Source organism: Burkholderia sp. Bp9090, from assembly GCF_003857985.1.
GTDB lineage: Bacteria > Pseudomonadota > Gammaproteobacteria > Burkholderiales > Burkholderiaceae > Burkholderia.
Genome location: NZ_QTPV01000074.1, coordinates 1 through 18,959 on the forward strand (window position 1 = coordinate 1; position 18,959 = coordinate 18,959).

An 18,959-nucleotide genomic window follows, 5' to 3' on the forward strand; every position below is an offset into this window, starting at 1 on the left:
TGTTCCTGTCGGCGTTCCCGAGCGCCGCGCTCACGGGCCAGTCGTTCGTCGTCAGCCACGGCTGGTTCATGCAGTAACGGGCTCCGGCACGGGCGGCCGCGCTGCGCGCCGCTTGTGTTGCAGCGAGCATTCGCTGACAGTAGAACGGCATGAAAAAACGCGCTCCGGGGAGCGCGTTTTTTGTTTCGGCAGAGCGGGTTGCCACCCGCTGGCACAGGCTTACTTCAGGACCGCAGCGACTGCGTTGGCGACCGCGTCGAGATTGCGCGTGTTCAGTGCAGCAACGCAGATCCGGCCGGTGCCGACTGCGTAGATGCCGAACTCTTCGCGCAGGCGATCGACTTGCGCCGAGGTCAGGCCCGAATACGAGAACATCCCGCGCTGCGCGTTGATGAAGCTGAAGTCGCGATCGACGCCGCTCGCCTTCAGGCGCTCGACGAGACCGTTGCGCATCGCGCGGATGCGGTCGCGCATTTCGCCGAGTTCCTGCACCCACGCAGCATGCAGTTCCGGCGACGCGAGCACGGCCGCGACGACGGCGCCGCCATGGGTCGGCGGGTTCGAGTAGTTCGTGCGGATCACGCGCTTCAGTTGCGACAGCACGCGCGTCGCTTCTTCCTTGCTCGACGTGATGATCGACAGCGCGCCGACGCGCTCGCCGTACAGCGAGAACGACTTCGAGAACGACGACGACACGAACGCGTTCAGGTCGGCCGCGGCAAACAGACGCACCGCGGCGGCATCGGCCTCGATGTTCTCGCCGAAGCCCTGGTAAGCCATGTCGAGGAACGGCACGAGGTTGCGTGCCTTGACGACGTCGACCACCTGCTGCCATTGCGCTTCGGTCAGGTCCACGCCGGTCGGGTTGTGGCAGCACGCGTGCAGCACGACGATCGTGCCGGCTGCATAGCTGTTCAGCGCAGACAGCATGCCTTCGAAGTTCACGCCGTTGGTTGCGGCGTCGTAGTACGGGTACGCGACGACTTCGAAGCCGGCCGCTTCGAATAGCGCGCGGTGGTTTTCCCAGCTGGGGTCGCTGATCGCGACCTTCGCGCTCGGGTTCACGGTGCGCAGGAAATCGGCGCCGATCTTCAGTGCGCCCGTGCCGCCCAGTGCCTGCGCCGTGACCACACGGCCTGCGGCGATCAGCGGCGAATCGTTGCCGAGCAGCAGCTTCTGCACCGCTGCGTCGTACGCGGCGATCCCGTCGATCGGCAGGTAGCCGCGCGGCAGGCCGGCGTCGACACGCGCCTTTTCCGCTTCGCGAACGGCGCGCAGCAGCGGAATCTTGCCTTCTTCGTTCGTGTACACACCGACGCCGAGGTTGACCTTGGTCGGACGCGTATCGGCGTTGAAGGCTTCGTTCAGGCCCAGGATCGGGTCGCGGGGAGCAAGCTGGACAGCGGAGAAGAGCGACATGATGATTCGGCAGTAGTGAAAAGAGGGTCAGGCTTTCAGCCGGCGGGGCGGGCGCAGCGGACCGCGCGCCAACGGGCATGGCGCCGGAAAGCGCAGCAGCCTGACATTGTAGCGAATTCACGCTGCCGGAGGCGGCGATTGCGCGCCGAATTGCGATTTCGGACCGCTGCCGCGCGTCAGGAGCCGTCAGCGGTCCGCAACGCCGCGAAGCGCTAGAATAGTTTTTTTGCCCTCGCTCCGGCCGCACTCCATGTCCGAACATCACGCCGAAGTCGGCGACGCGCTCGACGAATCGAAATTCGTGACCTTCGAAGGGTCGCCGTTCCAGTTGTACCAGCCATACCCGCCCGCAGGCGACCAGCCGACCGCGATCGAAACGCTCGTCGAAGGTGTCGGCGACGGCCTCGCATTCCAGACGCTGCTAGGCGTGACGGGTTCGGGCAAGACCTTCACGATGGCCAACACGATCGCGCGGCTCGGCCGCCCGGCCATCGTGTTCGCGCCGAACAAGACGCTTGCGGCGCAGCTCTACGCGGAGTTCCGCGAGTTCTTCCCGCGCAACGCGGTCGAGTACTTCGTGTCGTACTACGACTATTACCAGCCGGAAGCGTACGTGCCGCAGCGCGACCTGTTCATCGAGAAGGATTCGTCGATCAACGAGCACATCGAGCAGATGCGGCTGTCGGCGACGAAGAGCCTGATGGAGCGCCGCGACGTGGTGATCGTCGCGACGGTGTCGGCGATCTACGGTATCGGCAATCCGTCCGAATACCACCAGATGATCCTGACGCTGCGCACCGGCGACAAGCTCGGCCAGCGCGACGTGATCGCGCGGCTGATCGCGATGCAGTATTCGCGCAACGAACAGGACTTCCAGCGCGGCACGTTCCGCGTGCGCGGCGACACGATCGACATCTTCCCGGCCGAGCATGCGGAGCTGGCCGTGCGCGTCGAGCTGTTCGACGACGAGGTCGAGACGCTGCAGCTGTTCGACCCGCTGACCGGGCGCGTGCGGCAGAAGATCCCGCGCTTCACTGTGTATCCGTCGTCGCACTACGTGACGCCGCGCGACACCGTGATGCGGGCGGTCGAGACGATCAAGGACGAATTGCGCGAGCGCCTCGAGTTCTTCCACCGCGACGGCAAGCTCGTCGAGGCGCAGCGCCTCGAGCAGCGCACGCGTTTCGACCTCGAGATGCTGCAGGAACTCGGCTTCTGCAAGGGCATCGAGAACTACTCGCGGCACTTCTCGGGCGCCGCGCCCGGCGAGCCGCCGCCGACGCTCGTCGACTACCTGCCGCCCGATGCACTGATGCTGCTCGACGAATCGCACGTGCTGATCGGCCAGCTGAACGGCATGTACAACGGCGACCGCGCGCGCAAGGAAAACCTCGTGAACTACGGTTTCCGGTTGCCGTCGGCGCTGGACAACCGGCCGCTGAAGTTCCCCGAGTTCGAGCGCAAGATGCGCCAGGTGGTGTTCGTGTCGGCGACGCCGGCCGACTACGAGCAGCGCGTGACGGGGCAGGTGGCCGAGCAGGTGGTGCGGCCGACCGGGCTCGTCGATCCGGAAATCGAAGTGCGCCCGGCAAGCTCGCAGGTCGACGACGTGCTGACCGAGATCAACGCGCGCGTGAACGCCGGCGAGCGCGTGCTGATCACCGTGCTCACGAAGCGGATGGCCGAGCAGCTCACCGAGTTCCTGGCCGACCACGGCGTCAAGGTGCGCTACCTGCACAGCGACATCGACACGGTGGAGCGGGTCGAGATCATCCGCGACCTGCGGCTCGGCACGTTCGACGTGCTGGTCGGGATCAACCTGCTGCGCGAGGGCCTCGACATCCCGGAAGTGTCGCTGGTCGCGATTCTCGATGCGGACAAGGAAGGCTTCCTGCGCGCCGAACGCTCGCTGATCCAGACGATCGGCCGCGCGGCGCGCAACGTGAACGGCAAGGCGATCCTCTATGCCGATAACATGACCGAGTCGATGAAACGCGCGATCGGCGAGACCGAGCGGCGCCGCGCGAAGCAGATCGCGCACAACGAGAAGATGGGCATCACGCCGCGCGGCGTGGTGAAGCGCATCAAGGACATCATCGACGGCGTCTACAACGCCGACGAAGCGCGCGCCGAGCTGAAGGAAGCGCAGCAACGCGCGAAGTTCGAGGACATGTCGGAAAAGCAGATCTCGAAAGAGATCAAGCGTCTCGAAAAGCAGATGGCCGACTACGCGAAGAACCTCGAGTTCGAAAAGGCTGCGGCGACGCGCGACCAGCTTGCGTTGCTGCGTGAACGCGTGTTCGGCGCGAACGTGGGCGACCACGTCAACGGCGGCCGGTAAATCTTTCCAAACGTCACTGAAACCTTCTGGTAACACCGTTGTAAGCCTTGTCGGATCAGGGGTTTACGCGGTGTCTCGTTTGTTCCGGAGCCGGTTCGGTGCTAAACTTCGCAAGTATTGAGAATAGTTCGCATTAACGTTATTCGTTGCGTTAGTGTTTCCAGCGCGCGGACCTGACCGGCGGCGCGCAAGTCACCAGACAAATAACAAGGAGTGTCCATGTTGGGTTCTTCGTTCATCCGCACGTCGGTTGCGGTAGCGGCGGCGCTTGCCGCGATGTCGGCAACGGCAGCCGAATATCCGATCGGCAAGCAGCAGATCCAGGGCGGCATGGAAATCGGCGCGGTGTACCTGCAGCCGATCACGATGGATCCGGAAGGGATGATGCGCAAGGCGTCGGATTCGGACATCCACCTCGAGGCCGACATCCACGCGGTCAAGAACAACCCGACGGGTTTCGCGGAAGGCGACTGGATGCCGTACCTGCAGGTCACGTACAAGCTGACGAAGCAGGGCGACACGAAGTGGAAGGCCGAAGGCGACCTGATGGGCATGGTCGCGAGCGACGGCCCGCACTACGGCGACAACGTGAAGCTGGCCGGCCCGGGCAAGTACCACCTGACGATGACCGTCAAGCCGCCGATGCAGTCGGGCCACATGGCGTTCGGCCGTCACGTCGACAAGGAAACGGGCGTGGGCGCGTGGTTCAAGCCCATCACCCTCGAATACGACTTCCCGTTCGCCGGCATCGGCAAGAAGGGCGGGTACTGATCGGTGGCATCACGGACGGCGCGCTTCGGCGCGCCGTCGGCGTAGAGAACCCAGAATGAAATTTCCCCAGAAAATCGTCGCCGCAGCCGCCGCGCTGTGGCTCGCCGGCGCGGCGCATGCCGCCGATCTGCCGACGTTCAAGCTCGAGATGACGGACGGCAAGCTGAATCCCGCCCGTATCGAAGTGCCGGCCGGGCAGCGCTTCAAGATCGAGATCCGGAATACCGGCAAGGGCGCCGCCGAATTCGAGAGCGTGCAGCTGCGCAAGGAAAAGGTGCTTGCGCCGGGCGCCGATTCGTTCGTGGTCGTCGCCCCGCTGTCGCCGGGCGAATACAAGTTTTTCGACGATTTCCACCAGCAGGCACAGGGCGTGATCGTCGCGAAGTAATGCGTTTTATCTGCGTGCGGGCGTACGCGTGCCTTGCCCCGCACGTCAGGAGGATTCAATGGGTCAGATCTTGTTCATCGTCTGGCGGGAGAGCGTCGAAGCGCTGCTCGTCGTCGGCATCCTCTATGCATGGCTGAAGAACGGCGACGACGACGCGCGCCGCGGCCTGCCCTTTCTCTGGACGGGCGTGGCAGTCGGCCTGCTGATGGCCGTCGGTCTCGGCGCCGCGCTCGTCGGCTTCACCGAAGTGCTGTCCGGCGACGCGCAGGACTATTTCCAGACCGCGATGGTGCTGATCGCGTGCGTGCTGATCGTGCAGATGGTGCTGTGGATGCGCCGGCACGGCCGCACGCTGAAGCGCGACATGGAGCAGTCGCTGCAGCAGAGCACGCGCGATTCGAACTGGTGGGGCGTCGCCGTGCTGGTCGCACTCGCGATCGCACGCGAAGGCAGCGAGACGGTGATCTTCCTGTACGGCCTCGGTTTCGGCCAGTCGGGGCACGTGGACGGCGGCCAGATGCTCGCGGTCGTGATCGGCCTCGGCCTCGCGCTCCTCACGTTCTATCTGCTGCAGCTCGGCGGCAAGTACTTCTCGTGGCGGCATTTCTTCCGTGTCACCGAAGTGATGCTGCTGTTCCTCGGCGCGGGCCTGTTCCAGACCGGCGTCGACAAGCTGATCGACAAGGAAATCCTGCCGCTCGGCATTTCGCAGGTGTGGGACACGTCGGGGATCCTCGATGATTCCGGCACGTTCGGTTCGCTCGTCGCGACGCTGACCGGCTATCGCGCGCATCCGGCCCTGGCCAACCTGATCGCCTATGCGGTGTACTGGGCGGTGGTCTGGCTGCTGATGAAGCGCGCGAGCCGTCGTCCGGCCGTTCCTGCAGGCCGCGCGGCATGAGTGTCGTCGCAGCAGCCAAGCCGGGCTGGCTCGCGCAGGCCGGCCAGTGGATGCAGCGCCACGGCGCGGTGATCCGCGGCATCCAGTGGTTCGTCGTCGGCGTCTACGCATTCCTGATCATCGTGCCGGCGGTGTTGCCGCTGCCGGACGATTCCGCGCACCTCTGGAACAATCTCACGCTGATCGCGCAGTTCGTGTTCTGGGGCATCTGGTGGCCGTTCGTGCTGCTGTCGATGGTGATGCTCGGCCGCGTCTGGTGCGGCGTGCTGTGCCCGGAAGGCGCGCTGACCGAATATGCAAGCAGGTTCGGCCGCGGCGGCGCGATTCCGCGCTGGATGCGGTGGGGCGGCTGGCCGTTCGTCGCGTTCGGGCTCACGACGATCTACGGGCAGATGGTGAGCGTGTACCAGTACCCGCTCGCGGTGCTGTTCGTGCTCGGCGGCTCGACCGTCGGCGCGATCGTGATCGGCGTGCTGTACGGCCGCGAGAAGCGCGTGTGGTGCAAGTATCTGTGCCCGGTCAATGGCGTGTTCGGGCTGCTCGCGCGGCTCGCGCCGATGCGCTACAAGGTCGACGAGGATGCGTGGCGCCGCTCGTACAAGAACGGCGAGCATGGGCATCGCGTGATTCCGATCAATTGCGCGCCGCTCGTGCCGTTGCGCAACATGAAGGGCGCCGCCGCCTGCCACATGTGCGGCCGCTGCAGCGGGCACCGTGACGCAATTGAGCTGTCGTGGCGCTCGCCGTCCGACGAGGTCGTGAACCTCGGCGCGCAGCAGGCGAGCCCGTGGGACACGGCGCTGATCCTGTACGGCCTGCTCGGCGTCGCGATCGGTGCGTTCCACTGGACCGTGAGCCCGTGGTTCGTGCAGATCAAGCAATGGCTCGCGGGCTGGCTGATCGATCACGACATCACGTGGCCGCTCGAGACCAATGCACCGTGGTTCCTGCTCACGCACTATCCGGATCGCAACGACGTGTTCTCGTGGCTCGATGGCGGGCTGATCGTCAGTTACATCGTCGGCACGGGGCTCGTGTACGGCACCGCGCTGCTCGTACTGCTGGCTGGCGCGACGCTGATGCTCGGACGCTTCGATCGCACGCGTCTCCATCATCTCGCGCAGGCGCTGATCCCGATCGCAGGTGCCGGCGTGTTCCTCGGGCTGTCGGCGACGACGCTGTCGCTGCTGCGGGCCGAGCACGTGCCGCTCGGCTGGGCAGCCGACGTGCGCATCGCGATTCTGGTCGGCGCGAACGCGTGGAGCGCCTGGCTCGCATGGAAAGTGACGGGGCGCTATGCGGCATGGCCGCGCCGGCTGGCTGCATTCGCGTGGTTCGCGGCAGGCCTGGCCGTGGTCGACAGCGCATGGTGGCTGATGTTCTGGGGTTTCTGATGCGGGATTGAAGGCCTTGCGGCCGGGTTCCGGCGCAACCGGAGAGGGTGGTCCCGCTGCGTGGCTCCGGAACGCGTCGAAGCCGCAGCGCAGACAACCGCGATGCTTTTTCCCTTGCATCCGGACGCCCAAACGAAAAAGCGACACGTCCTTCGACGTGTCGCTTTTTTTCTGCCTTGTGCGAGAACCAAAAAAGTGGCTTGGCTTGCTGCAACGGCTGCTTGAGTGTGTTTGCACGAAGGGGTCTAGATCTCGCGTGCAAGCCGTTACGCTGGCTACTGCCCAACACCTCTCAGGGAGGTGGTCCCCACAATACTCTGTCGTTACTTCGTCAGGATCAGTTTGCCGAGCCGCGTGGCACGCAACTGATACGTCTCTCCGTTATGCGCGATGCTGATGTGGCTGTGGCCTTGCAGCAGCGCATCGCTGCTGAGGGTCCGGGTGCCGGCATCGCGGCTACTAGCGGCGGGTTTCGCCGGCGTCGTGACCGCCGCCGTCTTCTGACGGTTGGCGCTTGCGGTGCCGGTCGGGCGGCGCAAGTTCAGCGTGGTCGGGCGCGTGGTGTCGGTCATTCGGTTGATCGGTGACTGTCGATACGATGGAATGAATTCTAAATGATAACTATTCCCATTTACAAAAACTCTTTATCGATCGATATGACGAATTCGATAGCCTGAGTCGAATGGGCGGCCCGCAGGCCGCCGCCGACGTCAGTGGAGCGGGTCGGGGTCCTTGCGCCCCTGGGCGTATTCGCGAATCAGGCGCACCGTGTCGATGTCCGACGTGCGATACGCTTCCTTGACGATGCCGTGCGTCTGGCGCGCTTCCTCGCTGTCGTCCGTGACGGTCAGCGTCGTGCGGTATTCGAAGCGCAGGAACAGCTCGTGGTCGTCGCGCTCCTCGATCGTCATCGTCAGCGAGCCGCCGATTTCGCCGCCGGCCGCATGGATGTCGTAGCGCACTTGCTGGTTCGGGGTGAACGTCACGCGGTCGCGCACGGTCGCATGCCCGTAGTGCAGTTCGCGTTCGAGCGTCGTGTCCGTCCGTTCGTGGACGACACAGCTGTCGAGGCCGATCACGAACAGCTGCGGCTGTTCGGCGCGCAGTACGAGGCCTTCCCAGAGCTGGTCGCGGGTCAGGGAAGGCACGGCCGGATCGTCGGAGTTGATCTGGATCAGATGTTCGAAATTCACGGGGGCGGGTTCCTTCTGGTGGCGGGCAGCCACATGGTTCAAGAAGTCATTGTGACGCAAAACGAGCGGTTTCGCGGCACCTGCGCCCCCCGATCGGACGTCACGCTTCGATGCGACCCATGCGGCCGGTCTGGTAGTCGACGACGGCCTGCCGGATCTCTTCCTCGGTATTCATCACGAACGGGCCATAGCGGACGATCGGCTCGTTGAGCGGCACGCCGCCGATCAGCAGCAGGTCGAGCGGCGTATCGCCGGCCTCGAACGTCACCGCATCGCCATCGTCACCGTAGACGACCATGTGCCGTGCGTCGACCGGCTGCCTGTCGGGCCCGTAGCGGCCGGCTCCGTCGAGCGGGTAGGCGAACACGCGATACCCTGCCGGCACCGGCTGCGTGATCGTTGCGCCCGGTTGCAGCGTGAAATGCTGGTAGAGGATCGGCGTGCGCGTCTCGATTGCCGCACGCACGCCGAACGCTTCGCCGGCAATCACGCGTACCTGCGCGCGGCCGTCCGGCGACGTCGCGCTCGGGATGCGGCCGGCCGGGATCTCCTGGTAGCGCGGTGCGATCAGCTTGTCGCGGCGCGGCAGATTGACCCACAGCTGGAAGCCGTGCGAACGTCCGCCGGCCCGAGCGAACTCGGGATCCGGCATTTCGCTGTGCACGACGCCCGCGCCGGCCGTCATCCACTGCACGTCGCCGGGCCCGAGCGTGCCGGCATGGCCGGCCGAATCGCGATGACGAAAACGCCCGTCGAGCACGTAGGTGACGGTCTCGAAGCCGCGATGCGGATGGTCGGGCGCGCCCTTGGCTTCGCCAGGGGCATAGTCGACGGGGCCCATTTCATCGAGCAGCAGGAACGGATCGAAATCCATCAGCAGCCGGGTCGGGAACGGACGGTGAACCACGAAGCCGCCGCCTTCGGTCGTGCGAAGCGCGGGGTACGTGCGGTCAAGCGAGCGAGCGGTCGTCATGCAAAAGCCCTCGATAACATCGGAATAGCGTCATTTTTGAAACATAGCGCTATTATATTGGGCGTTTTACAGGCCGATTTGCGGCGGTTCGCAATGGATTGTTCTGAAATTGGAACGATGACATGAACATCGATGCACACAACCTGAACGACCTCATGTACTTTTCGCAGGTCGTCGAACACGGCGGTTTCTCGGCGGCGGAACGCGTACTGGGCATCTCGAAATCGCGCCTGTCGCGGCGCCTGACCGAACTCGAGGCGGCGCTCGGCGTGCGCCTGCTGCAGCGCTCGACGCGCAAGCTCGCGCTGACCGAGGCGGGAGAACTGTTCTACCAGCATTGCCAGGCGATGCTCGCCGAGGCGCAGGCCGCGATGAACGCCGTGCAGCAGCTGCGTGCGTCGCCGCGCGGCTCGGTGCGCGTGAGCGTCCCCGTTACCCTGTCGCAGACGATGCTGTCGCGCATCCTTCCCGAATTCCTGCACCGCTATCCCGAGGTCAAGGTGCACATCCGTGTGACCAACCGCGTGATCGACCTGTTCGAGGATTCGATCGACGTCGCGTTGCGCGTGCGCTCGGAGCCGCCGCAGAACGCGAACATCGTCGTGCGGCCGCTGTGGCGGACCGAGCAGATGCTGGTCGGCGCGCCGAGCCTGCTGAACCAGAATGCGCCGCCGCTCGTGCCGGACGATCTGGCCCATTTCGAGACGCTCGATACGCCGAGCGTCGACGGGCGGCACGTGTTCAGCCTGATCGCACCGGATGGCACGCGTCATTTGCACGAGCACGATCCGCGGCTCGTGACGGCCGACCTGATGACGATCCGCGAGGCCGTGCTCGACGGCCTCGGCATCGCGGCGCTGCCTGAGATGATGTACGGCAATGCATTGCGCGCGGGGCAGTTGTCGCCGGTGATGCCGGGCTGGACGCTGCCGGTGCCGCAGCTCTACGCGGTGTTCGTGTCGCGGCAGGGGATGCCGCCCGCGGTGCGCGCGTTCGTCGACTATCTGGTCGAGAAGCTCGACCACGGCGAATACAAGCAGCCGGGCTGCCCCGAGCGCGCGAAGAAGGATGCGGCGGCGGCCGATGCTTCGGCCACCTGAATGCAAGATGCGCGTCGTGGCAAATTTGTTTTGTCATTGAAGCGCCGCCTGCAATCGCAAGTTTCAATCGCCGGGACCTTGAATGCATCCGCGGGCAGGCCTATATTGAAATCCCATTTCGCGAAGGAAGTTCTGAGCGGAATCAGGTGGCCGCATATATTGCGAGCCAGATAGGGCAGAACGCGCAGTCCGTGCAGACCACGGTAGCCGCATTTGCGTTGCTCGAGGCGCAACCGATACCGCCGAAGAGCCCGCCGCCCGAAGGCGCCCGCGTGCGCATGAAAAAAGGCCTTCATCTGGCGATGAAGGCCTTTTACTTTGTGTGCGGCCGGCTAGGCGCGGCCGGCTAGGTGCGGCCGGCTAGGTGTGGCCGGCGAGGCGCGGCCGGCCAAGCGACCGACCGTCGCGTAGCGAAATGCGCGTGCGTTACTTCGCCTTCGCAGTCGGCTCCGTCACGAAGCCGAGCTTCGTCAGGCCGCCGGCCTGCGCATCGGACATCACTTCGGCCACACGTTCATAGGCAACCTTGCGATCGGCACGCAGGTGCAACTCCGGTTGCGGCTGATGCTGTGCCGCTTCCGCGATGTGCGCCTGCAGTTGCTCGCGCGTGACCGTCTGTTCGTTCCACAGGATCGTACCGTTGCCCTGGATCGCGACGTCGACTGTCTGCGGCTTTTCGTCGACGGGCTGGCTGCTCGCGTGCGGCAGGTCGATCTTCACCGCATGCTGCATCGCCGGGATCGTCACGAGGAAAATGATCAGGAGTACGAGCATGACGTCGACGAGCGGCGTCATGTTGATCTCGCTCATCACGCCATCGTCGTCGTCATCGCTGAAGCCGGTGTTCATTGCCATGGTTCACCCCGTCTCAGCTGGCGCGTGAAGCAAGGCGCAGGCCGTCGCGGGGCGACGACGATGCGAGGCGCGCACCCGTCACGAAGTACGCGTGCAGACCGTGCGCGAAGCGGCGCAGCTTGCTGACGACACCCTTGTTCGCGCGGGTCAGTGCGTTGTAGCCGAGCACCGCGGGAATCGCGACGAACAGGCCGAAGGCCGTCATGATCAGCGATTCGCCGACCGGACCCGCGACCTGGTCGATCGACGTCTGGCCGGTTGCGCCGATCGCCAGCAGCGCGTGGTAGATGCCCCAGACCGTGCCGAACAGGCCGACGAACGGCGCCGTGCTGCCGATCGACGCGAGAATCGCGAGACCGGCCTGCATGCGCGAGATGCCTTCGTCCATCGTGTCCTTCAGGCAGCGCGTGACCCAGTCCGACACGTCCATGCGGTCGTGCAGGTGCGGTTGCGTCTGATGGTGGTGATCGGCGGCTTCCTTGCCCGACAGCGCGAGCGCGAGGAACGGGTTGTCGCTCGGCGTCGATGCGGCGAGGCCGAGCTTCTTGATGCCGTCGTCGAAATCGTCGGAATGCCAGAACGCCTGCTCGGCATTCTTCGTGAGACGGTTCAGGCGAACCACGTTCCAGCCCTTGACGATGATCACGATCCACGACAGGACCGACATCACGAGCAGCGTGATCGCAATGGCGCGCGTGACGAAATCACCTTGCGCCCAGACGTGCGCGATACCGTAGCTTTGCATTTTTGTTTCCTTTGAATCTTCCGAATGAGGCGGGTTAATCGTCGAGCGTGAAGTTGAAGGGCAGCGTATGGGCGGCGCGAATCGCTTGCCCATTCTCGATGTACGGCGGACAGGTGCTGGCGCGCGTCGCATCGAGCGCGGCTTCGTCGAGACGCGGGTAGCCGCTGCTCTTTTGCAGCTGGACGCTTTCGATCTTGCCCGTCACGCCGATGATGAAGTGAACATAAGCCGTGCCCGTTTCGCCGCGGCGGCGCGACATCGACGGATAGGTGGGCTTCACGAAATTGCAGCTGAGTGCCGATACGTTCTTCGGCGCGCTGACCTGCATCGTCTCGCGAGCCGGGCCGGGTGCGGCGGCCGGCGCGGCAGGGGCAGGCGCGGCGGGAGCGGGTGTCGGATCGGCAGCCGCCGGCGCGGGCGTCGGCGACGGGGATTGCGCGACCGGCTGAGGCGTCGGCTTGACCGCCTTCTGCACGGGCTTCGGCTCGACCTTGGGCTTCTCGCGCGGCACGGGCTTCGGCGGTGCGGGCTGCGCGGCCGATTGGACCGCGACCGGCTGAGCGGCAGGCACAGGCGGGATGAGTTGCGCGGTGATCGACTGGACCTCGATCTCTTTCGGCGGCGGCGCGTTGCGATGGAGCCAGGCGGCCGCCAGCATGATCGCGTGTGCGGCAAGCACACCGACCGCGACGGTGATGACCCGGGGATTCATACGTGGGGCAGCCGGCAGGACGCCGGCAGGAGCGGATTGCGAAGCCTGCATGTTAGCTTGAAAGGACGACGTCGCACCCGGGGCGCGGCGGGTGAATCGGTGTTACTTGCGGAAGATCAGCAGCGAGATGCACACGGTGGTCACAAATCCGATCAGCAATTCCATGACAGGCTCCTTGGCAGGTAAGCCGCTGGCTCGCGCGGAAGATGGCTTGCTGACGGTCGGACATCAAATGCGGCCGCAGCCGCGTGCGTACGCTCGGCGCCGCTCAGGCGGCCTTGCGGTCGTAGAACGTGACCGGAATCGGGTGAGCGTGGTGCTCGACGCCGCACCGGCTCGCGCAGACGCCTTGCTCGGCCATGAGGTCGCGTACGGACTCCTCGCACTTGCCGCAGCACGTGGCCACGCCGAGCTCGAACTGGAGTTCATCGAAGGAACTCACGCCCTCGGCGAGGGACGCGCGAATCTTGCGATCGGAAACAGACTTGCACACGCAGACGATCATGATGAGTTGCGATAGCTAACGTTAATGCGAATTATTATCATTAAATTTGCGGGCGTTGACAAGCCTGGGTTCGGCTTTTTTTAAGGTCATCGGACCCTTGAAATGGAGGGCGGCGCAGCGGCCGGCGGGAGAGGGTGAACCGGCGGCGTGCCGGCCCACTTCAGACGGTCGCGCAGGCGCGCGCGTTCGGCGAGGAAATGGTGACGGATTCGACCGGCACGTCGAGGCCGAGCAGCGACGACGCGAGTGCGCGCAGTTGCAGGCCGTCGCTCGTCGAGCAGAAGCGCGGCGGCGCGGCATGCGTGCCGGCCGGCGCGCGCAGGCCGCGTTCGTCGAGCACGCGCGTGAGCTGGCGGGCGATGGCATCGCTCGTGTCGACGATCGTCAGGCGGTCGCCGACAAGGTCACGAATCGTTTCCGTGAAGAACGGGTAGTGCGTGCAGCCGAGCACCAGCGTATCGGCGCCGTCGTCGAGCATCGGCTGCAGGTAACGCTCGAGCAACGCACGCAACGCGGGCGAGTTCGTGTCGCCGCGTTCGATCGCTTCGACGAGCCCGTGGCCGGGCTGGCAGATGAAGCGGCGGCCCGCGCCGTAACGGTCGAGCAGCGCCTGGAAGCGCGGGCTGTTCAGCGTCGATTGCGTGGCGAGCACGCCCGCGACGCCGGTCGACGAGAGTGCCGCGGCCGGTTTGATGCCCGGCTCGACACCGACGAGCGGTATCGCCAGGCGTTCGCGGATGGCCGCGATCGCCCGCGCCGTTGCCGTGTTGCACGCGATCACGAGCGCTTTCGCCCCTTCGCGGGCGAGCCACTCGCCGATGGCCAGCGTACGCTCCGTAATGAACGCCTCGTCGCGCGGACCGTACGGTGCATGGTGCGAATCGGCGACGTAGACGAACGACTCGCCGGGCAGGTGCGCGCGCACGGCGCGCAGCACCGACAGGCCGCCGAGCCCGGAATCGAAGATGCCGACGGGGGCGGCGCGGTGGTTCGTCATCGTCATGCTGAAGGCAAGGTGGCGATCGAGGGGGGAGGATTACTCGGGCGAACCCATCATCGTCTGCTGGTAGTTCTGCAGGCCGACCTTGCCGATCAGGTCGATCTGCGTTTCCAGCCAGTCGATGTGCTCTTCGGTGTCGTCGAGGATCTTTTCGAAGATCTCGCGCGACACGTAGTCACGCACCGATTCGCAGTAAGCGATCGCTTCCTTGCACGTCGACTGCGAGATCTGCTCGAGCTTCAGGTCGCACTTCAGGATCTCTTCGGTTTCCTCGCCGACCAGCAGCTTGTGCAGATCCTGCAGGTTCGGCAGGCCGTCGAGCATGAACACGCGCTCGATCAGCCAGTCGGCGTGCTTCATTTCGCCGATCGATTCGTCGTATTCGTGCTTGCCGAGCTTGTCGAGGCCCCAGTGCTTGTACATGCGCGCATGCAGGAAGTACTGGTTGATCGCCGTGAGTTCGTTCTTCAGTTGGGCGTTCAGGTATTCGATGACTTTCTTGTCGCCTTGCATGGCTGTTCCTTGTTCAATGGGGCTTCAGAAACCGAACGATAATCGCTCGAACGGGAAATGCCAAGCCTCGGAGCCTTGTCGGGCCTGCCTTTTGCCGGGAATGACAATCAGCGTCGAAGCACCGGCCGCGCACAATCATGAGAATGAGAAGTAAAAAGGCCGGATCGTCGTCCGGCCTTTCGTGCGAGTGCGCTTAAGCGGTTGCGACCGGGATCTTGCCGATCTTCGCCTGCCACTCCTTCGGACCGGTCTGGTGCACCGACGTGCCCGACGAGTCGACGGCCACCGTCACCGGCATGTCCTGCACGTCGAATTCGTAGATCGCTTCCATGCCGAGGTCTTCGAACGCGAGCACCTTCGCGCCGCGGATCGCCTTCGACACGAGGTAAGCGGCACCGCCGACCGCCATCAGGTAGGCCGCCTTGTGCTTCTTGATCGCGTCGATCGCGACCGGGCCGCGTTCGGCCTTGCCGACCATCGAGATCAGGCCCGTCTGGGCGAGCATCGTCTCGGTGAACTTGTCCATCCGCGTGGCCGTCGTCGGACCTGCCGGGCCGACTACTTCGTCACGCACCGGATCGACCGGACCGACGTAGTAGATCACGCGGTTCGTGAAGTCGACCGGCAGCTTCTCGCCCTTCGCCAGCATGTCGGCGATGCGCTTGTGCGCGGCGTCGCGGCCCGTGAGCATCTTGCCCGACAGCAGCAGCGTCTGGCCCGGCGTCCAGCTCGCGACTTCTTCCGGCGTCAGCGTGTTCAGGTCGACGCGCTTGCTGGTTTCCGTGTTCGGTTCCCACTGGACCTTCGGCCAGGCGTCGAGCGACGGCGCCTCGAGCTTCGCGGGGCCCGAGCCGTCGAGCACGAAGTGCGCGTGACGCGTGGCCGCGCAGTTCGGGATCAGCGCGACCGGCTTCGACGCCGCGTGCGTCGGAGCAGCCATGATCTTCACGTCCAGCACGGTCGCGAGGCCGCCGAGGCCCTGCGCGCCGATGCCGAGCGCGTTGACCTTCTCGTGCAGTTCGACGCGCAGCTCCTCGACCCAGTCCTTCGGGCCGCGCGCGATGATTTCCTGGATGTCGATCGGCTCCATCAGCGATTCCTTCGCCATCAGCATCGCCTTCTCGGCGGTGCCGCCGATGCCGATCCCGAGCATGCCCGGCGGACACCAGCCCGCGCCCATCGTCGGGACCGTCTTCAGCACCCAGTCGACGATCGAATCGGACGGGTTCAGCATCACGAACTTCGACTTGTTCTCCGAGCCGCCGCCCTTCGCCGCGACCTGCACGTCGACCTTGTCGCCCGGCACGATCTCGTAGTGGATCACGGCCGGCGTGTTGTCCTTCGTGTTCTTGCGGGCGCCTTCCGGCGGATTGACGATCGACGCGCGCAGCACGTTGTCCGGGTGCGTGTAACCGCGGCGCACGCCTTCGTTGATCATGTCGGTGAGGCCCATCGTCGCGCCGTCCCAGCGCACGTCCATGCCGACCTTCACGAAGATCGTGACGATGCCGGTGTCCTGGCAGATCGGGCGCTTGCCCTCCGCGCACATGCGGCTGTTCGTGAGGATCTGCGCGATCGCGTCCTTCGCGGCCGGGCTCTCTTCCAGCTCGTACGCGCGGCCGAGGGCCTGGATGTAGTCGAGCGGGTGGTAGTAGCTGATGTACTGCAGCGAATCCGCGATGCTCTGGATCAGGTCTTCCTGTTTGATGACGGTCATGGCTGAGACTCTGTGGGGACTGTGGGGAATACGTTTATGCGTGGACGGCAGGTTCGACCGATTTGCGGGACACGGCCGGCGTCGGCGCATGCGTCTCGTGGAAATGGGCCGGGTGCGTGTGGGTCGTCAGGCGGTCGACCCACGCCATCACGAGCGCCGACACGAGGAACGACACGTGGATGAGCACCTGCCACATGATCGCGTGCGTCGTGTGCTGATCCGGGTTGATGAAGGTCTTCAGCAGGTGGATCGACGAAATGCTGATCAGCGCCATCGACAGCTTGACCTTCAGCACGCCCGCGTTCACGTGGTCGAGCCACTCGGGCTCGTCGGGATGGCCCTCGATGCCGAGGCGCGACACGAACGTCTCGTAGCCGCCGACGATCACCATGATCAGCAGGTTCGAGATCATCACGACGTCGATCAGGCCGAGCACCGCGAGCATCACGCTGATCTCGTCGAGGGAGCTCGCGTGCGACAGCAGGTGCCAGACTTCCTTCAGGAACAGGAATACATAGACGGCCTGCGCGACGATCAGGCCCAGATAAAGCGGAACCTGGAGCCAGCGGCTCATGAAGATCAGCGCGGGCAGCGGGCGCAGGGGACGACGGGTGGAGCCGGGCGAATGCGGGGCAGACATGATGGTGGTACGGGCGCTGTGCGCAGGTATCGGGGGTAATCTTGAAAAGGCGCGCTATTGTAACGCGTCGGCCGGCGCGGCTGCAGCGACGCGCCGGCGCTGCCGGGGACGGATCAGGACGCGGCAGCCGGCACGCGCTTCACGCGCAGGCTCGCGAGCACGATGCCGGTCACGACGCAGGCGAGCGCGATGCCGTGCGCGAGCGTCGGGCGTTCGCCGAGGAAAGCGATGCCGTACGCGGCGGCGGCGACCGGCAGCACCGCGCTGAACACGCCGGCGAGACTGCCCGGCACGTGCCGGATGCCCTTCATCCACAGCCAGAACGAGAAGATGCTGGCCGACAGCCCGTACCAGACGACGAGTGCCCACGTACCGGCCGGCACGCTCGCGTAATCGAAATGCCACAGCGCCGTCGCGCCGAGCGGCAGCATCAGGCACAGGCCGAACAGGTGCGTGTACGCGCAGATGTCGATCGGCGCGAGCGTCTGCGTGAGCCGGCGCGACAGGATCACGTAGATCGATTCGCAGCACACGGCACCGAGGATCAGCAGGTTGCCGGTCAGCGAGCCGGACGACGTGCCGCCGGCGCCGTGCGCGGACGTGCTGCCTGCGCTGCCGTTGGCGAGGTTGATCGTCACGACGCCGGTGATCGCGAGCGCGATCGACACGAGCGCACGGCCGTTCGGTTTTTCCCGCAGGATCAGCCACGCGAACAGCGCGACGATGGCGGGGATCGTGCTCGTGATCACGCCGGCCGCGACCGCGCTCGTGCGCTGCACGCCGTTGAGCATCAGCAGCGTAAACATGAAGGTGCCGAAGAATGCCTGCAGGAACAGGTTCAGCCATTCCGCACGCCGGACCGCGCGCATCTTCACCGGGCTGAACAGCGGCCACAGCACGGCGATCGCGATCACGAAGCGCAGCGTGGCGAGGATGGCGACCGGGACGAAGACGACGATGGATTTACCGATACCGACGTTGCTGCCGACGAACAGCATCGACAGGATCAGGAAGAGGGCGTAGCGATTCAAGCTGGAGTCCGGGGGGCGAGTTCAGTTAGGATTGTAGGGTCGCGTTTGTAACAGCGTAAAGCCGGCTGTCATGCAGCCGACCGCAAGGCGGCGCTGGCGTGCGAAACGGTCATGCCGCGTAAGTGACGGGTAAGTTCGAGCGCTTATCGTGGATATCGCCGGGCCGTACGTCCATCGTCGCATGACGTGGTGCGGCGCAGCATCGTGCGCAGCCTCCGGGCCGCGTGCGGGTGGGTGGGAGACAGCGGCGCACATGCGCCGGCCAAAGAAGCGCGGCGCGCATGATCGCGCCGCCATGCAGAGGATTCATATTCACCAAGGGGTTGTCGATGTCTGCGATTGAATCGGTTCTTCACGAAACCCGTCAGTTTGCGCCGCCCGCGGCGCTCGAGAAGGCGGCCAACATCTCCGGCATGCCGGCCTACCGCGCACTGGCCGCCGAGGCCGAGCAGGATTACGAAGGCTTCTGGGCGCGTCTCGCGCGCGAAGGCCTCAGCTGGCACAAGCCGTTCACGAAAGTGCTCGACGAGAGCGACGCGCCGTTCTACAAATGGTTCGACGACGGCGAACTCAACGCGTCGTACAACTGCCTCGACCGCCACGTCGAAGCCGGCAACGGCGAGCGTGTCGCGGTGATCTTCGAGGCCGACGACGGCACCGTCACGCGCGTCACCTATGCCGAGTTGCTGGCACGCGTGTCGCGCTTCGCGAACGCGCTGAAGAAACGCGGGATCGGCAAGGGCGATCGCGTCATCATCTAT

Annotated in this window: 20 protein-coding genes; 7 read left to right on the forward strand and 13 right to left on the reverse strand. The window is 65.1% G+C overall.

The genetic code is table 11. From position 1 onward, the window contains the following. Nucleotides 1–219 precede the first annotated feature (219 nt). A complete protein-coding gene (locus DIE16_RS35310) occupies nt 220–1,419 on the reverse strand; it encodes an amino acid aminotransferase (RefSeq protein WP_124894362.1) in 1,200 nt (399 codons plus the stop codon). A 250-nt stretch (nt 1,420–1,669) separates the two neighbouring features. Between DIE16_RS35310 and uvrB the strand changes: the two genes are divergently transcribed. The 5 genes from uvrB to DIE16_RS35340 all read left to right on the forward strand — a co-directional run bounded on the left by uvrB (nt 1,670) and on the right by DIE16_RS35340 (nt 7,214). Continuing rightward, nucleotides 1,670–3,760 (forward strand): excinuclease ABC subunit UvrB, encoded by a 2,091-nt coding sequence (gene uvrB / locus DIE16_RS35320; protein ID WP_044848990.1) that lies wholly within the window; start codon nt 1,670–1,672, stop codon nt 3,758–3,760. 219 nt (nt 3,761–3,979) lie between these two features. Further along, nucleotides 3,980–4,531 (forward strand): iron transporter, encoded by a 552-nt coding sequence (locus DIE16_RS35325; protein ID WP_044848991.1) that lies wholly within the window; start codon nt 3,980–3,982, stop codon nt 4,529–4,531. A 55-nt stretch (nt 4,532–4,586) separates the two neighbouring features. Further along, nucleotides 4,587–4,919 carry a cupredoxin domain-containing protein gene (locus tag DIE16_RS35330; RefSeq protein ID WP_006760846.1) on the forward strand — a complete coding sequence of 111 codons (333 nt, stop codon included), beginning with the start codon at nt 4,587–4,589 and terminating at the stop codon, nt 4,917–4,919. A gap of 58 nt (nt 4,920–4,977) precedes the next feature. Continuing rightward, nucleotides 4,978–5,820 (forward strand): FTR1 family protein, encoded by an 843-nt coding sequence (locus DIE16_RS35335; RefSeq protein WP_124894363.1) that lies wholly within the window; start codon nt 4,978–4,980, stop codon nt 5,818–5,820. After that, the gene (locus tag DIE16_RS35340; protein WP_124894364.1) at nt 5,817–7,214 is read left to right on the forward strand and encodes a 4Fe-4S binding protein; all 1,398 of its coding nucleotides are present in this window, start codon (nt 5,817–5,819) and stop codon (nt 7,212–7,214) included. The genes DIE16_RS35335 and DIE16_RS35340 overlap by 4 nt, the downstream gene beginning before the upstream one ends. Nucleotides 7,215–7,537: 323 nt before the next feature. On the opposite strand, the gene hemP is transcribed toward DIE16_RS35340, so the two are convergent. The 3 genes from hemP to DIE16_RS35360 form a co-directional block, all read right to left on the reverse strand. Then, nucleotides 7,538–7,786, reverse strand: a complete 249-nt coding sequence (hemP, locus tag DIE16_RS35350) for a hemin uptake protein HemP (protein ID WP_124894366.1) — start codon at nt 7,784–7,786, stop codon at nt 7,538–7,540. Nucleotides 7,787–7,924: 138 nt separating this feature from the next. Next, the gene (locus DIE16_RS35355) at nt 7,925–8,407 is read right to left on the reverse strand and encodes an SRPBCC family protein (RefSeq protein ID WP_044849005.1); all 483 of its coding nucleotides are present in this window, start codon (nt 8,405–8,407) and stop codon (nt 7,925–7,927) included. Between the two features lie 100 nt (nt 8,408–8,507). Beyond that, the gene (locus tag DIE16_RS35360) at nt 8,508–9,380 is read right to left on the reverse strand and encodes a pirin family protein (RefSeq protein WP_124524014.1); all 873 of its coding nucleotides are present in this window, start codon (nt 9,378–9,380) and stop codon (nt 8,508–8,510) included. Between the two features lie 122 nt (nt 9,381–9,502). Between DIE16_RS35360 and DIE16_RS35365 the strand changes: the two genes are divergently transcribed. After that, nucleotides 9,503–10,480 (forward strand): LysR family transcriptional regulator, encoded by a 978-nt coding sequence (locus DIE16_RS35365; protein WP_124489788.1) that lies wholly within the window; start codon nt 9,503–9,505, stop codon nt 10,478–10,480. A 426-nt stretch (nt 10,481–10,906) separates the two neighbouring features. Here DIE16_RS35365 and DIE16_RS35375 read toward each other — a convergent pair whose 3' ends face one another. The 9 genes from DIE16_RS35375 to DIE16_RS35415 form a co-directional block, all read right to left on the reverse strand. Then, on the reverse strand, nt 10,907–11,335 hold the full coding sequence (locus DIE16_RS35375) for a biopolymer transporter ExbD (RefSeq protein WP_044848998.1): 429 nt from the start codon (nt 11,333–11,335) through the stop codon (nt 10,907–10,909). Nucleotides 11,336–11,348: 13 nt separating this feature from the next. Next, nucleotides 11,349–12,080 (reverse strand): MotA/TolQ/ExbB proton channel family protein, encoded by a 732-nt coding sequence (locus tag DIE16_RS35380; protein ID WP_044848999.1) that lies wholly within the window; start codon nt 12,078–12,080, stop codon nt 11,349–11,351. A 34-nt stretch (nt 12,081–12,114) separates the two neighbouring features. Further along, nucleotides 12,115–12,843 carry an energy transducer TonB gene (locus DIE16_RS35385; RefSeq protein ID WP_124894367.1) on the reverse strand — a complete coding sequence of 243 codons (729 nt, stop codon included), beginning with the start codon at nt 12,841–12,843 and terminating at the stop codon, nt 12,115–12,117. A 217-nt stretch (nt 12,844–13,060) separates the two neighbouring features. Further along, entirely contained in the window at nt 13,061–13,297 is a 237-nt protein-coding gene (locus tag DIE16_RS35390; protein WP_011885486.1) for a bacterioferritin-associated ferredoxin, read from the reverse strand. A gap of 160 nt (nt 13,298–13,457) precedes the next feature. Further along, a complete protein-coding gene (gene murI / locus DIE16_RS35395) occupies nt 13,458–14,294 on the reverse strand; it encodes a glutamate racemase (protein ID WP_260434514.1) in 837 nt (278 codons plus the stop codon). Between the two features lie 39 nt (nt 14,295–14,333). Beyond that, nucleotides 14,334–14,810, reverse strand: a complete 477-nt coding sequence (bfr, locus tag DIE16_RS35400; protein ID WP_006482753.1) for a bacterioferritin — start codon at nt 14,808–14,810, stop codon at nt 14,334–14,336. Nucleotides 14,811–15,003: 193 nt separating this feature from the next. Next, complete coding sequence (locus tag DIE16_RS35405) at nt 15,004–16,527, reverse strand: fumarate hydratase (protein ID WP_006478316.1); 1,524 nt, start codon at nt 16,525–16,527, stop codon at nt 15,004–15,006. A 34-nt stretch (nt 16,528–16,561) separates the two neighbouring features. Beyond that, entirely contained in the window at nt 16,562–17,167 is a 606-nt protein-coding gene (locus DIE16_RS35410; RefSeq protein ID WP_124489791.1) for a TIGR00645 family protein, read from the reverse strand. A 113-nt stretch (nt 17,168–17,280) separates the two neighbouring features. Next, nucleotides 17,281–18,198 (reverse strand): DMT family transporter, encoded by a 918-nt coding sequence (locus DIE16_RS35415; protein ID WP_124894369.1) that lies wholly within the window; start codon nt 18,196–18,198, stop codon nt 17,281–17,283. A 329-nt stretch (nt 18,199–18,527) separates the two neighbouring features. On the opposite strand from DIE16_RS35415, the gene DIE16_RS35425 reads away from it, so the two are divergent. Beyond that, a partial coding sequence (locus DIE16_RS35425; protein ID WP_148095405.1) for an acetyl-coenzyme A synthetase N-terminal domain-containing protein occupies nt 18,528–18,959 on the forward strand: 432 nt, incomplete at its 3' end.